Here is a 13415-nt window from a genome sequence, read left to right as displayed (position 1 = left end):
CGTAAGATGTTGGCAGATGCATCGGTATCATAGCCTGCAATTAATTGGAAAATCAGTTGTTCAAGGATGGTTTCATTCGAATGTGTAGGTGAGAGACGGGAGTCTTGAAAATGAAGCTCTTTCTCCATCAACTGTTCGAATCCGATTGAATGAAGGAATTCTTTAACCAAAATGAGACCAGCATCCGTGGAGAGATTACCTCCAGTATTTGTAACCGTCATTTTTTGATTGAATTTTAGAGTGTTTTCGTGTAAAGTTGCCATTGAGAGAACCCCTTTCTATGGTTGTTGGTAGTACATTAACCATAACAGATAGGGGTTCTTTTTTCACACCTTTTGGGTGTGAACTGGAAAGATAAAATATGTTGTAAGACTAACGTTTTAAGGCATTTTCTGAAAATCTATGAATAATTCAGGTGTATACCAACAGTTTTCTGATCAAACGTCGAAAAAAAGAAATTGGTCTATATGCTATATTGGGAATGAAGAAGAGCCACGTTTCCAAAATATTGACGATTGAATCAATGGTAACAAGCTGTTTTAGTATTGTTGTAGGTGTGGTAGTGGGGCATCTATTGGGGGAACTTGCCTTCCTTGTTTTGAACTATGCTTTAAAGTTCGGGATAGAAATGTCTTTTCCTTTTACGATACAGGCAATGCTGATTACGATCGGACTGTTTGCCCTGATCTTTTTAGTAACGTTAGTTTACAATATCACGCAAGTAACGTTTTCGAATCCTATCCAATTGATTAAAGGCAAGCAGACAGGAGAGCGGGAGCCAAAAAGTTCGCTTTTACTGTTTATTCTTTCATTACTATTGATCGGGTCAGGATACGGGATGTCACTGACCATTGATAATCCGCTTGATGCCATGATTTATTTTTTTCTTGCAGTACTGTTGGTTATTGCCGGTACGTACTTCTTATTCATTTCCGGCTCTATTTTCATCCTGAAAAAACTGAAGAAAAATAAGCCGTTCTATTATCGCCCGAGTCCATTTATTTCAATTTCCGGGATGCTTTATCGGATGAAACAAAATGCAGTGGGGTTAGCGAATATCACTATTCTAGCAACTATGGTCATTGTTGCGGTATCAACGACAGCAGCTATTTTTATTGGGACCGAAGATACCTTAACGGTTCGTTTGCCTTATGAGAACCAAAGAACCTATTATGAACCCGTCGATTTGGAAGAACAACTTGAAGCCATCGAAAAGGAAACAGAAACGAATGGATTAAACGTTACGGGGACAGAAATGTATGTGTACTATAATTTGTTCAGTAGTGTGGAAGATAACAAAATTATGATTGGTGCGGCTGATTTTGCTAAAGAGATACCGGATACTATTCAGCTGCTTATCAGAGAAGATTATGAACGGATAGTTGGCGAAACCGTCCCGTTAAGTTCTGATGAAGTATTACTGTTTGATTCAAAAAATACATTTGGTTTTTCCGCAGTGATAATCGGAAATACAACGTATCAAGTCAAATCAAAAATCGATAACCCCTTGAAAATGGATAAATCACAGAGTCCTAATATGATTATGATAGTGGATTCTAGAGAGACCTTAGAATCCATTATGGAAACTGATTTTAGATTAAGAGAGATTGACCTTCCGATTGTTGCAGATGCAGTTATTTCTTGGAACACGAATGGAACGCAAGCGCAGAAGAAGGACTATTCTGAAAAAACGGCTGCTGTCGTTAGTGACAGTGGAAACTCATATTTTCAGTCAAGGGAACTTCTACGTAAAGAATGGTACAGTATGAATGGCGGCTTCTTGTTCTTGGGGATTTTTCTTGGGTTATTGTTTACTTTTGGAGCAGCGCTGATTACATATTTCAAACAAGTTTCAGAAGGCTATGATGACCGAGACAAATTTCAAATCATGCAAAAAGTTGGCTTGGATAAGCAAATGATTCGTAAGACTACCCGGTTACAAATTGTCTGGATGTTCCTCTTGCCGCTCATCATTGCTGTGATTCATGTAGCCTTTGCCTTTCCGATTATTCAAAAACTATTGCTCTTGTTCAGTGTGGTCAATACAGCATTAGTCTTCTGGTGCTTTACCGGCGTAATAACCGTATTTAGTATGATTTATTGGCTCATTTATCAAGTAACGTCAAAAGTTTACTATGGCATTGTTGAATAGTATGCATCAGTAAAAACAGGAGCCGTTCCCGTGTGGGGCGGCTCCTGTTTTCGGATATCTGGCTTGGCTGTTCGATACTGTGGAGTTATCGGACAACAACCCCACAAAAATCGAGCCCAACCAAAAAAAGCTGCCTCATGAGACAGCTTTTTCTCTTTATTCATCAATGAAGATGTAGTCGCTGCGGAGCGGGGGTTCGTTTCCTTCCCAGCCGGCGAGTACGATAAACAGAGCCACCCAATGCGAAAGAAAAAGCCGCTGATATTGGGCAGTCCCTGCTTTTTGACTTTCATACTACATTGATATATAGTTTGTTGTATATAAATCAAAATAGGTGGTGATTACCGTGTCGGAAAATCAAAATAAATTAATAGAACTCGTAGCGCGCGAGGTAGAAAAAAATCACGGCGTTGTGTTCTTGGCCACGTTGAAAGAGGAAGGCTATCCGAATCAAGCATCGTTAAATTATCTGAAAAAAGAGGGATTCGAAAAAATCAGCGGGGGAATCTATTTGTCACCACTTTATTACGAGGATGAGATGTATATTTATCAAAAACGGTTTGCGAAAGGCGTATATTCCCATGAAACGGCTCTTTACTTGCATGGATTGTCCGACACAACGCCTTTTATCTACACGATGACCTTCCCGCGCGGTTATCATTCGAAAAAAATTAAAGAGCAACCCATTTCGTTGGTATGGAAGGAACGGTCAGTTTGGCAGGAGGACCAAATGACAGTGAAAAGCAGCAATGGGAACGATATTGTGATCTATTCAATGGAACGGACCTTGTGTAATATGTTTAGTACACGGTATGAAGCGGATAAAGATACACTTTTACAAGCAATCATAAAATATATGCGAAGACCCGATAAAAATATCCCAAAATTACTTTACCTGGCTGAAAAATATAACGTTTTGGACAAAATAAAAACTTACGTGGAGGTATTGTTGTGATAACCCCAACTCAAATGAAACAAAAAATCAAAAACATACAAACCAAAACGGGTATCCCTGCACAATTACTGCAGCGTAACTTCATTATGGAACGATTTCTTTTTCGTTTAAGTCAATCGGCTTATAAAGAAAACTTTATTCTGAAAGGTGGATATTTGGTCGGGCAAAATAAAAAGAAAAACAGATGGTTCGTGATATAGAGCCGCCACGATTTGAGAGGCTCCTGTTTTTTTGGGCCTGGATGTCCGATTCTTCGCAATTAACGGGCCCAACCAAAAAAATTGCCTCTTCGTTTTGCAGACAACTGCGCTTTTTTGCTTACATTGTTTATCATTTTTGATCACCGCTTTTACTAAATGGTGCTCAAAGTAGTAACGGTATGATAAGATGAAGCTGCATAAAAGAGCAGTTCCAAAAACCTATATCATTGGTGAGGTGTTAGTGATGGTGAGCAGAGAATTGAAAGAAACCGTGTTGGAAGCAGTGGATAATCAATTAAACGACAATGATCCAAAATGCACGACAGGTACTTTTGGCCATTCCGAAAAGACGATGGCTGAACTAATTGATCGCATCAAATGTGATCCCGACAGGATTTTCCCTGAGGAAGAGTTGGCGGAAATTATTGCCAGAAAAGAAGAAGCGATTCCTTTATTGATGGCTTTCCTTGAAGAGGTGAGGGATAATGCGGAACAATTCAGCAACAACTTTGATTATTTAGGACATATTTATGCGGTTCTTCTGTTGGCTCAGTTCAGAGTCAAGGAAGCTTATCCTATTGTGCTGGAACTGTTCAGTCTGCCGAATGGGCTGACGGACAAGTTGTTTGGAGACGCGATGACAGATTATGCCGGGAGGATAATGGCATCCATTTGCGGAAATGATGTGGCATCCATAAAGCAACTGGTTGAGGACGAGGAAGTCGATAAGTATATCAAAGTTGAAGCGCTAACCGCCTTGGCTATTTTGACATTGAACGGGGAGCTCGAACGGCAGGAGCTTATGGCTTATTACAAAGAACTGCTTCCCACGATCGATAATCCAACCATTCTCACGTTGCTGATAAATCTCTGTACGGATATCTACCCGGGCGAGGTGTATGATGAAATAAAGGAAGCCTATAAGAATGATAAGGTGGATTCTTTCCTGATTGGTATGGGATCCGTAGATCAGGCCATGGTGGAAGGCCAGTCGATGGTACTGTACAGAGCCGAGAGAGATAGAAACTTACAAAAAATCGATGATACGATCGGTGAAATGAGGAACTGGGCGTATTTTGAAAATGAAGAAGATTCTGCCGAAGAGAACTATTTTGAGCAGCTGACCAACAACAATCTGAATTTCGTGCACCAACCGAAGGTGACGCCAATCGTCAATGAACCAAAAATCGGCCGCAATGACCCTTGTCCTTGCGGGAGCGGCAAGAAATACAAGAAATGCTGCGGGAAGTAAGTGGAAAAACGATATAAGAATTTAGGTGACGAAGTGAATTAGCCCGTCAAAACGCTTTTGGCGGGCTAATTCCGCATTTCGCGGCACCCCCGCCACTGGGTCCAACAAAACTAAATGTAAAAAGAAGATCTACCTCGCGCGAGGTAGATCTTCTTTCTTTCAAATGTATCAATCTCAGGCGTATGCAACCGCAACCCCGTAATGGTCAGACACGCAAGGCAACTTCTTCCCGTCGAATTTCACTTCGTAGGTTTCAACCGCTTGCGGCTGGTCTGAGAAGATGTAGTCGATGCGCAGCGGGACTTCGTTTCCTTCCCAACCGTCGATCGCCGGCGGAACAGTCGCAGATCCAATACGCGTTGCAGCGACGGTGTAGGCATCCTGCCAACCGGCATTCGTGATCAGGTCGTAGCCTTCGTTGCGGACGTCGGCTGGGTTGTTGACGTCACCCATGACATAGATGGGCTTGATGCCGCGCAGTTTTTTGACAGCCGTCTCAACGGAAGTCCACTCCAACAAGAACGGATTTTCTTCTTCCGTTTTCCACCAGGACAGGTGGACGGAGACGAAAGCGGCTGCTTCGGTCTCGAGGACCAAAGCGCGGCGGGTGTGGATGCTTTCGAAATCATTGACTACAGAAAGTTGGACCTGTTCGACTGACTGAATCGGCGCTTTGCTGAGGATGGCGACTCCTTCATCGAAACGGAAGTAGCCTTGGTGGCAAGGTACCCAGGACCAATGATAGGAAAGTCCTTTCTCCGCCAAGGACTTCACCAAGAAGTAGGCGAAGTTATCCGATTTGATCGGGATTTCGTTCTGGGTGGGCAGATAGCCCTCCGGTTCGTTGACGCTTGTGCCGCTGGAAAGCTGGTTCACTTCCTGCAGGGCGATAGCGTCGTATTCGTTTTCCAGAATGTCCGCAATCAGGGCGGCGTAAGTTTCGGGGTCTGCTGTTTGAACCCAGCTGTACGTATTCAATGTCAGTAGTTTCATGAGGTCCTCTCCATTCTAAATATATAGTTATTAAGATAATCTTTTAAAATAGAAAGTGCATCATTTGGGATGTTTTACAGACTTTTAAAGTGTTTCGTGCATCCAAAATGATGGCTAGCTACACGGGTAAGCCCTTCGGAAAAAAGAATAAGGAACCTCTTGTCTCTGCGAGCCAAGACATACTGTTCGACTAATCTGCTGACGCAGAAAGTCTCTCAGCAATTGCGCTCTTCGATGCTCAGTCGGACAGATTTCCTAAATTGTCATGACTCTTGCGATTTCAATCGCTTAGAGGCATGATACACTTGACCGATTAGGTCACAGTGTTTCCTTAATCAGGGCTGAACGAACCCGTTCCGCTTTTCCTATCTTCCTAATAGATCTATTATATCAGATTTTAGGACATCTGCTTGGGGACCGTACACGACTTGGATGCCTTTGCCTTTGCGGATGACGCCGCGTGCACCCAATGTGGACCATTTTTTATCTTCTGCAACTTGGGTTTCATCTTTGACCGTGACGCGCAGACGGGTCATGCAAGCATCGACTTCAGTGATGTTTTCTTGGCCGCCGAATGCGTCGATGATGTTCCAAACTAGTTTATCGTTATCGGATGCACCAGCGTTGCCTTCCGGTGTTGCAGTGGCAGGAGCAGCTTCTTCAGCTTCGCCGTCGAAGTCCGTGTAGTTGCCCAAACGGCCTGGCGTTGCGAATTTGAAGCGTTTGATCATGAAGTTGGCAACGAAGTACATGATTACGGCAAATGCGAGCGTCACCCAGATATAGTTGACGACATCCAACCACAAGCCGGCTTTCAAAGACATCGGGATGCGGGTCAGGAATTCCAGCGTACCGAAGGAGTGGACGCGCAGGCTGATGATGTCGGCCATAGCGAATGCGGCTCCTTGCAATACTGCATAAACGCCGTAAAGCAGTGGTGCAGCGAACATGAACATGTACTCAAGCGGTTCGGTTACCCCTGTCAGGAAAACAGCGATGGCTGCGGAGAAGAACATGGATTTGTATTTCGGACGTTTGTCGACATCGACGTTGCGGTACATAGCATAAGCCAAGCCCATCAAGCTGCCGGCTGCGCCGATCATTTGACCAACTTTAAAGCGGGCAGGAGTGAATGCGTTAAGCAACTCATTGTAGGCTGCTGTATCGCCGGTGTTGTTCAAGTTCACCAAATCGCTGGCCCAAGCCAACCAAAGCGGATCTTGACCGAACACTTGAGAACCTGCAGCAGCGCCTGTCAAAATGGTGTAAGTTCCACCCAAAGAAGTGTAGTTCATCGGAATCGTCAGCATATGGTGCAGACCGAACGGCAACAACAGACGCTCCAGCGTACCGTAGACGAACGGTGCCAAAATCGGTGCGGTATCCGCGGAGTCCGCGATCCAAATCCCGAAATTATTGATGCCGGTCTGAACGACTGGCCAGATGATTGCCAAAACAAGGGAAATTAGAACGGACCAACCGATAACGACGAAAGGCACGAAGCGTTTGCCGTTGAAGAAAGATAATGCATCAGGCAATTTGCGGTAATTGTAGTACTTGTTGAAGACGACGGCACCGACAAAACCGGCGATGATCCCGACGAAGACACCCATATTCAAAGCAGGTGCGCCCAATACATTGGTAAAGTAGCCGTTCACCAGGATGTCCTGGCCGAACAAGGTTTTGGTAGTCGCTCCGTCCGTAGCCAACATATCTCCGGTCACTGCGAAAAGTTTACCGGTCGTGCGGTTGATCAGGATGAAGGCAAGCAGTGCTGCGAAGGCTCCGCCGGCACGTTCTTTCGCCCAGGAACCCCCGATGGCGACAGCGAACAGGATATGCAGGTTGACGATGACAGCCCAGCCCAGGTCTTCGATTACCCCAGCCGTTGTCAGCAACAATTGGACATCTCCAGAGAACATAGCGATCATCTTGCCGATACTGATCATCAAACCAGCTGCCGGCATGACCGCTATAACGACCATCAAAGCCTTACCGAATTTTTGCCAAAAATCGAATGTAAATATATTTTTCATTTTAAAACTCCTCTCAAATTTGTCAGTGCAATCGATTGCAACGTTTGCGATTCAAAGTATAGACCATATCCAGAAATTTTGCAAGCGGTCTATTTTAGAATAAATTGGTTTTTAAACGGATAGATGAAGAAAACGTTTCAATGCCAAGGAAATCATGCGTCGGAAATAATAATGCAACTTTTGCATTGACAATGCAACCGATTGCACGTAAACTAAGGGGGAAGAACAAATAAGGGGGAACCAATAATGACGCAACAAATTTTTGAAATCAATCCTTGGAAAGTAACAACCAAACAATTAGACAAAGAAAATCGCCGCCTGCAGGAAAGTCTGACCAGTCTCGGCAACGGCTACATGGGCATGCGTGGAAACTTCGAGGAAGCCTATTCGGGCGATCACCATCAAGGCACGTATCTGGCGGGCGTCTGGTATCCCGACAAAACACGCGTCGGCTGGTGGAAAAACGGCTACCCGGAATATTTCGGAAAAGTGATCAATGCGATGAATTTTCTGTATATGCACATCTTTGTGGACGGAGAAGAAATCGATCTTTACACCGATGAAGTGAAAGACTTCGACTTGACGTTGGATATGGAAAAAGGCCGCTTGGAACGCTTCTTTACGGTAGTGAAGAACGGTAAAGAAATCACCGTCCATTTCACCCGCTTCCTGAGCATCGACATCAAGGAACTTTGCGCTATCAAAGTGGAAGTCACAGCCTCGGAAAAGGCCGCGATCCGTATCGAAAGTGCTCTGGACGGGAATGTCCAAAACGAAGATGCCAACTATGATGAAATGTTCTGGGAATGGGTCGAACAAACGGACGATACGCTGGTCGTCGAAACGATCCCAAACAACTTCGGCATTGAACGTTTCAGTGTGGCTGCAGCGATGCACCACAAAGCGACAGGCTTCAATCAAAAAGGCAACAACAGCAAAGAATTGTTCGTCTCCCAAGTGTTCGAAGGGGAAGCCGGAAACGGCCAAGTACTTTTATTAGAGAAATACGTGACGCTGACGACGAGCCGCGATCATGCGAAGGACCAGCTGGCAGCAACTGCCGAAGAAATCTACGCCACCAAAGTAGCTGGCCAAAGTTTCGAAGAATTGGAAGCAAAACAAGCGAATCTATGGACTAAGCGTTGGGACCTGGCGGATGTCGAAATCGGCGGAGATGACGAAGCGCAACAAGGCATCCGTTTCAACCTGTTCCAACTGTTCTCTACTTATTACGGCGAAGATGAGCGCCTGAACATCGGGCCGAAAGGCTTCACCGGCGAGAAATACGGCGGCGCTACCTACTGGGATACGGAAGCTTACGGCGTGCCGTTCTACTTGGCGGTTACCGAGCCGGAAGTTACCCGCAATCTCTTGAAATACCGCCACAACCAATTGCCGGGTGCTTTCCATAATGCGAAGCAACAAGGGTTGAAGGGCGCGTTGTATCCGATGGTGACCTTCACCGGCGTGGAGTGCCACAATGAATGGGAAATCACTTTCGAGGAAATCCACCGCAACGGTGCGATCCCTTATGCAATCTACAACTATACCGCCTATACAGGCGATGAAAGCTACCTGGCCGAAGAAGGGCTGGAAGTACTCAGCGCCGTCAGCCGTTTCTGGGCGGACCGCGTACACTTCTCGCAAAACAAGCAATGCTACATGATCCATGGCGTAACCGGACCGAACGAGTACGAAAACAACATCAATAACAACTGGTACACAAACCGTTTGGCTGTCTGGGTGCTGCGTTATACTTTGGAAAGCCTGGAGAAATATCCGGAACGCGCAGAAGCGCTGGGCATCACCGCAGCCGAAAAAGCAAAATGGCAGGACATCATCGACAACATGTACTTCCCTTACGATGAGGAGCGCCAAGTTTTCGTACAGCACGACACGTTCCTGGACAAAGATCTGAAACCGGTCAGCGCGCTGGATAAAGCTGATTTGCCGTTGAACCAACACTGGTCATGGGACAAGATTTTGCGTTCTTGCTTCATCAAGCAAGCCGACGTCCTGCAAGGGATCTATCTGTTCGGTGACGAATTCACGTTGGAAGAAAAAGAACGCAACTTTGACTTCTACGAGCCGATGACCGTGCATGAATCAAGTTTGTCACCATGCATCCACGCCATCCTTGCCGCTGAACTGCACAAGGAAGAAAAAGCTGTGGAATTGTACCAACGCACTGCCCGACTGGATCTGGACAACTACAACAACGATACCGAAGACGGCTTGCACATCACTTCGATGACCGGTAGCTGGTTGACGATTGCGGAAGGCTTCGCCGGCATGCGCGCCAAAGATGGTCTGAGCTTCGCGCCGTTCTTGCCGAAAGACTGGACGCACTACCAATTCCACATCAACTACCGCGGTAGCTTGATCCTGATCGCGGTGAACGAAGAACACGTCAGCTTGACCTTGGTGAAAGGCGAAGCGTTGTCTGTCCGCATCTATGATGAAGAACTGCAACTGAAAGATGAAATCAAAGTCGCACTGAAAAAGACCGTGTCCGCATGAGCGGCATCAAAGGAGAGAAAGAAATGTTGAAAGCAGTATTGTTCGACTTGGACGGCGTCATCACCGACACTGCCAAATTCCATTTTTTGGCCTGGCGTGACCTCGGCGCGGAGTTGGGGGTCACCGTTGACGAAGCCTTCAATGAAGAGCTGAAGGGTGTCAGCCGCATCGATTCGCTCGAGCGCATCCTGGTATTCGGCGGCTTGGCGGATAAATATTCCACAGCTGAAAAAGAAGCCTTGTGCACAAAGAAAAATGACCATTATCTGGAATTGATCCAGGAAATGACACCGGCGGACATCCTGCCGGGCATCCTGCCGCTTTTGGAAGAATTGCGCGAAGCGGGTCTGAAGGCGATCGTGACTTCCGCCAGTAAGAACGCACCAGGCATCCTGGAGCTTTTGCAGGTCAAGGACTACTTCGACGGCATCGTCGATCCAGCCTCAGTGGCTGCAGGTAAACCGGCTCCGGACATCTTCTTGGCCGGCGCGGAGCTGGCAGGGGCAAAACCAGCCGAGTGCATCGGCGTGGAAGATGCCGCTTCAGGCGTGGAGGCCATCAAAGCTGCGCATATTCCTGCGATCGCAATCGGCGACGCTGAAGTGCTGGCGCAAGCCGACCGCGTCTTGGCGGACACGAGCGACTTGTCGCTTGCCGTCCTGCGCGATACGTGGGAAAAGGCGACGGCCAATGGCTAGCATCACTGTCCGCGAATGGGGCAGCATCGGAATGGAAAAAGTGTGGCGCATCGATCTGAGCCAGCCGAACGGCATGTCCGTCAGCTGCATCAACTACGGCGCCAGGCTGATCCGTTTGCTGGTCCCGGACCGGGAAGGCCGGAGTGAAAATATTGTCCTGGGCTTGGCTGATGCCGAAGCCTACGGAAACGACGGCGCTTCCTTCGGCGCCACCGTTGGACCGGTTGCCGGCCGGATCGCCGGAGGCAAGTGGGGAACGGTGCAGCTGGAACAGAATAACGGCAAGCACCATATCCATGGCGGCAGCCGGGGCTGGGGCCAGCAGTTCTGGGACTTCACGACCGAAGAGGCGGCAGAAGCAGTGACCGTCACTTTCACATTGGAATCGACGCCGGAAACGGTCGGCTATCCCGGCCAGCTGCAGGCGAAAGTCAGCTATACGCTGGATGCGGAAGGCTGCTTGACGATTACAATGACAGGCGCTTGCTCTGAAGAGACGCTGTTCAATCCGACGAGCCACATCTATTTCAATTTAAGCGGCGAGGCCAAGCGTCCGATCACCGATCATACTTTGCAGCTGGCCTGCGAAGAAGTGCTGGAATTGGATACAGATAAGCTGCCGACCGGTACGAAACAAGCGGTGGCGGGGACGGCTTTCGATTTCCGCGAAGCGACTGTTATCGGCGACGCCATTCAAAAAAAGCCGGAAGGATTCGACGACGTGTTCCTGATGCACCCGGACGAACAAAAGCAGTTGGTCCTCAGCTATGCGGGCAGTGGCCGGGAGATGGTGCTATCCAGCAACCGCAGCAGCATCGTGTTGTTTTCGACGACCGACATGAATGAGCCTTATCTTGTGAACGGACGCCCGATGCAAAGCCACCTCGGCTTGGCGATCGAAGCGCAGGAAGTGCCGGACGCCATCCATCATCCGGGCTGGGACAATATCGTTCTGGCGCCAAATACTTTAGTGACAAGGGTTCAAAATTACAACTTTACATGGTAATCTTAGAATACAAAAATGAACTCTGAGGAAAATGCCTATGACCGTTACAATAAAAGATGTCGCCAGAGAAGCAGGCGTCGCTACTTCAACCGTTTCACGCACGTTGAAGGACAGTCCGCTGATCAGCGAAAACACAAAAGTGAAAGTGCGCCAAGCGATGCATAAACTGGGCTATACGCCCAACTTCGCCGCCCAGAACCTGGCCAACAAGTCCACGCAGACGATCGGTGTTATTCTGCCGGTGGGAACGATGGGGAATCCTGCGCAGAATCCGCTCTTCCTCGAGATGATCCAGGAAATCGGCGTCGTCTGCAACGAACAGAAATACATGATTTCCCTGGCGACCGGGAAAACGATGGCGGAACTGAAGGACAGCGTGCGCCTGATGCATCAACGCAAACTGGTCGATGGCTTCATCCTGTTGTATTCGGAGGCGAAAGATCCGATCCGCAAGTTCCTGCATGATGAGAAGATTCCTTATGCACTGCTGGGGAAACCCGATGTCTACGAAAACGAGACGATCTACATCGACAACGATAACCGCCTGTCCGGCAAATCGGCGGCCGACTGCCTGATCCAACATGGGCATCAGCGGATCGGTTATGTCGGTCTGACGCCTTCGCAAGTCGTCGATAAGGAACGCTATAAAGGCTATTCCGATGCCTTACGCGACGCCAACCTGACCGTCCATCCGGAACTCTATTTCGAAACGCCGACTGATTTCATGGCTTTCCAGGAGTTCCTCGAAGAGACCCAACCTACCGGACTCGTCGTCGGCGATGACCGCCTAGCTTTGCGTGTCCTGCAGTATCTGCAGCTGGACAAGTACAAAGTTCCGGACGACATCTCGCTGATCAGCTTCAACAATTCCGTCTTTGCGACCCTGTCCCACCCGTTCCTGACGACCATCGACATCCACGTCCAGGAACTGGCCCGACAAGCCGCCGCCCTCCTGATCCGCCAACTCAACGAACCGAGCGCCTTGCTGCCGAAAATGATCGTGCCGCATGAAGTGATCGAGAGGGAGACGGTTATGCGGGTGCGGGGAGAGTAAGTAAATTTTATATTCCAAATAAAATAAAGCAAGCCCCCTTGATTCCAATGCATTATTGGAATCAAGGGGGCTTGCTGTGCGATATATTCAAAACATATCTAAAATTGTATTAATCTGTCTTGTGATGGGCTATTCATTTAAATCCTGAATTCCCGGAATTTATAACGAGGGAGGGGCAACCCCTAACGCCTCATATAATTCCTTCTGCTTCGTCGTAACCTCTCCCAACAGGCGTCCATGTCCGGGGGACTCGAATAATTCAATCGTGTCCAGTTCATCCAGTACACCTTGGAGAGTCCATTGGTTAAATAGCTCGGCATCCTGCATCTTCTTTTTCACATAGGACAAGTAGATTAAAGCGATGAATTCCACGAAAAGCTTCCCGTTCAGGGATAATTCGGACGAAACTTGCATTCTTCTGAAGTTGAGGCGCTCTTTTAAATTGCCGAAGGCTTTTTCAACAACATCCTTGCTGCGATAAAGAGACAACGCTTCAAACGGATCATTGACCTCATTAGAAAGCAATGCAAAGTAACCATAATTTCTAAC

Annotated in this window: 11 protein-coding genes and 1 pseudogene; 8 read left to right on the top strand and 4 right to left on the bottom strand. The window is 47.5% G+C overall.

Annotation, left to right across the window (positions count from 1 at the left end; translation table 11 throughout):
• A partial coding sequence (locus tag TES5_RS14270; protein ID WP_232309412.1) for a transposase occupies positions 1 to 263 on the bottom strand: 263 nt, incomplete at its 3' end.
• Positions 264 to 415: 152 nt separating this feature from the next.
• Between TES5_RS14270 and TES5_RS14265 the strand changes: the two genes are divergently transcribed.
• The 4 genes from TES5_RS14265 to TES5_RS15470 all read left to right on the top strand — a co-directional run bounded on the left by TES5_RS14265 (position 416) and on the right by TES5_RS15470 (position 4559).
• The gene (locus tag TES5_RS14265; RefSeq protein ID WP_232309432.1) at positions 416 to 2152 is read left to right on the top strand and encodes an FtsX-like permease family protein; all 1737 of its coding nucleotides are present in this window, start codon (positions 416 to 418) and stop codon (positions 2150 to 2152) included.
• Positions 2153 to 2498: 346 nt separating this feature from the next.
• A complete protein-coding gene (locus TES5_RS14260; protein WP_068562649.1) occupies positions 2499 to 3107 on the top strand; it encodes a type IV toxin-antitoxin system AbiEi family antitoxin domain-containing protein in 609 nt (202 codons plus the stop codon).
• Positions 3104 to 3307 (top strand): nucleotidyl transferase AbiEii/AbiGii toxin family protein, encoded by a 204-nt coding sequence (locus TES5_RS14255; RefSeq protein ID WP_068562648.1) that lies wholly within the window; start codon positions 3104 to 3106, stop codon positions 3305 to 3307. The genes TES5_RS14260 and TES5_RS14255 overlap by 4 nt, the downstream gene beginning before the upstream one ends.
• Positions 3308 to 3551: 244 nt before the next feature.
• Positions 3552 to 4559 carry a DUF1186 domain-containing protein gene (locus TES5_RS15470; protein WP_068562647.1) on the top strand — a complete coding sequence of 336 codons (1008 nt, stop codon included), beginning with the start codon at positions 3552 to 3554 and terminating at the stop codon, positions 4557 to 4559.
• A 174-nt stretch (positions 4560 to 4733) separates the two neighbouring features.
• Here the strand turns inward: TES5_RS15470 and TES5_RS14245 are convergent, their stop codons facing one another.
• Both TES5_RS14245 and TES5_RS14240 read right to left on the bottom strand, forming a co-directional pair.
• A complete protein-coding gene (locus tag TES5_RS14245; protein ID WP_068562646.1) occupies positions 4734 to 5552 on the bottom strand; it encodes an endonuclease/exonuclease/phosphatase family protein in 819 nt (272 codons plus the stop codon).
• A 365-nt stretch (positions 5553 to 5917) separates the two neighbouring features.
• Complete coding sequence (locus TES5_RS14240) at positions 5918 to 7588, bottom strand: PTS transporter subunit IIBC (protein WP_068562645.1); 1671 nt, start codon at positions 7586 to 7588, stop codon at positions 5918 to 5920.
• Between the two features lie 246 nt (positions 7589 to 7834).
• Here TES5_RS14240 and TES5_RS14235 point away from each other — a divergent pair, with 246 nt between their 5' ends.
• The 4 genes from TES5_RS14235 to TES5_RS14220 are packed head-to-tail and all read left to right on the top strand — an operon-like array spanning position 7835 to position 12866.
• The gene (locus tag TES5_RS14235; protein WP_068562644.1) at positions 7835 to 10108 is read left to right on the top strand and encodes a glycoside hydrolase family 65 protein; all 2274 of its coding nucleotides are present in this window, start codon (positions 7835 to 7837) and stop codon (positions 10106 to 10108) included.
• A gap of 23 nt (positions 10109 to 10131) precedes the next feature.
• A complete protein-coding gene (gene pgmB / locus TES5_RS14230; RefSeq protein ID WP_068562650.1) occupies positions 10132 to 10806 on the top strand; it encodes a beta-phosphoglucomutase in 675 nt (224 codons plus the stop codon).
• Positions 10799 to 11812 (top strand): aldose epimerase family protein, encoded by a 1014-nt coding sequence (locus tag TES5_RS14225; RefSeq protein ID WP_068562643.1) that lies wholly within the window; start codon positions 10799 to 10801, stop codon positions 11810 to 11812. Before pgmB ends, TES5_RS14225 begins: the two co-directional genes overlap by 8 nt.
• Positions 11813 to 11849: 37 nt before the next feature.
• Entirely contained in the window at positions 11850 to 12866 is a 1017-nt protein-coding gene (locus tag TES5_RS14220; RefSeq protein ID WP_068562642.1) for a LacI family DNA-binding transcriptional regulator, read from the top strand.
• A 159-nt stretch (positions 12867 to 13025) separates the two neighbouring features.
• Here TES5_RS14220 and TES5_RS14215 read toward each other — a convergent pair.
• A pseudogene (locus TES5_RS14215) lies at positions 13026 to 13415 on the bottom strand (transposase); the annotation flags it as partial.

This window comes from Trichococcus sp. ES5, from assembly GCF_900067165.1.
Taxonomy (GTDB): Bacteria; Bacillota; Bacilli; order Lactobacillales; family Aerococcaceae; genus Trichococcus; species Trichococcus flocculiformis.
Note: the sequence above shows the minus strand (reverse complement) of the source record. Positions and strands in the feature narration are given on the sequence as shown.

Bases quoted from the DNA above. Each gene is read 5' to 3' on its own strand.
- TES5_RS14220 (WP_068562642.1), top strand. From the start codon at position 11,850: ATGACCGTTACAATAAAAGATGTCGCCAGAGAAGCAGGCGTCGCTACT.
- TES5_RS14245 (WP_068562646.1), bottom strand. From the start codon at position 5,552: ATGAAACTACTGACATTGAATACGTACAGCTGGGTTCAAACAGCAGAC.
- TES5_RS14225 (WP_068562643.1), top strand. From the start codon at position 10,799: ATGGCTAGCATCACTGTCCGCGAATGGGGCAGCATCGGAATGGAAAAA.
- TES5_RS15470 (WP_068562647.1), top strand. From the start codon at position 3,552: ATGGTGAGCAGAGAATTGAAAGAAACCGTGTTGGAAGCAGTGGATAAT.
- TES5_RS14235 (WP_068562644.1), top strand. From the start codon at position 7,835: ATGACGCAACAAATTTTTGAAATCAATCCTTGGAAAGTAACAACCAAA.
- TES5_RS14240 (WP_068562645.1), bottom strand. From the start codon at position 7,588: ATGAAAAATATATTTACATTCGATTTTTGGCAAAAATTCGGTAAGGCT.
- pgmB (WP_068562650.1), top strand. From the start codon at position 10,132: ATGTTGAAAGCAGTATTGTTCGACTTGGACGGCGTCATCACCGACACT.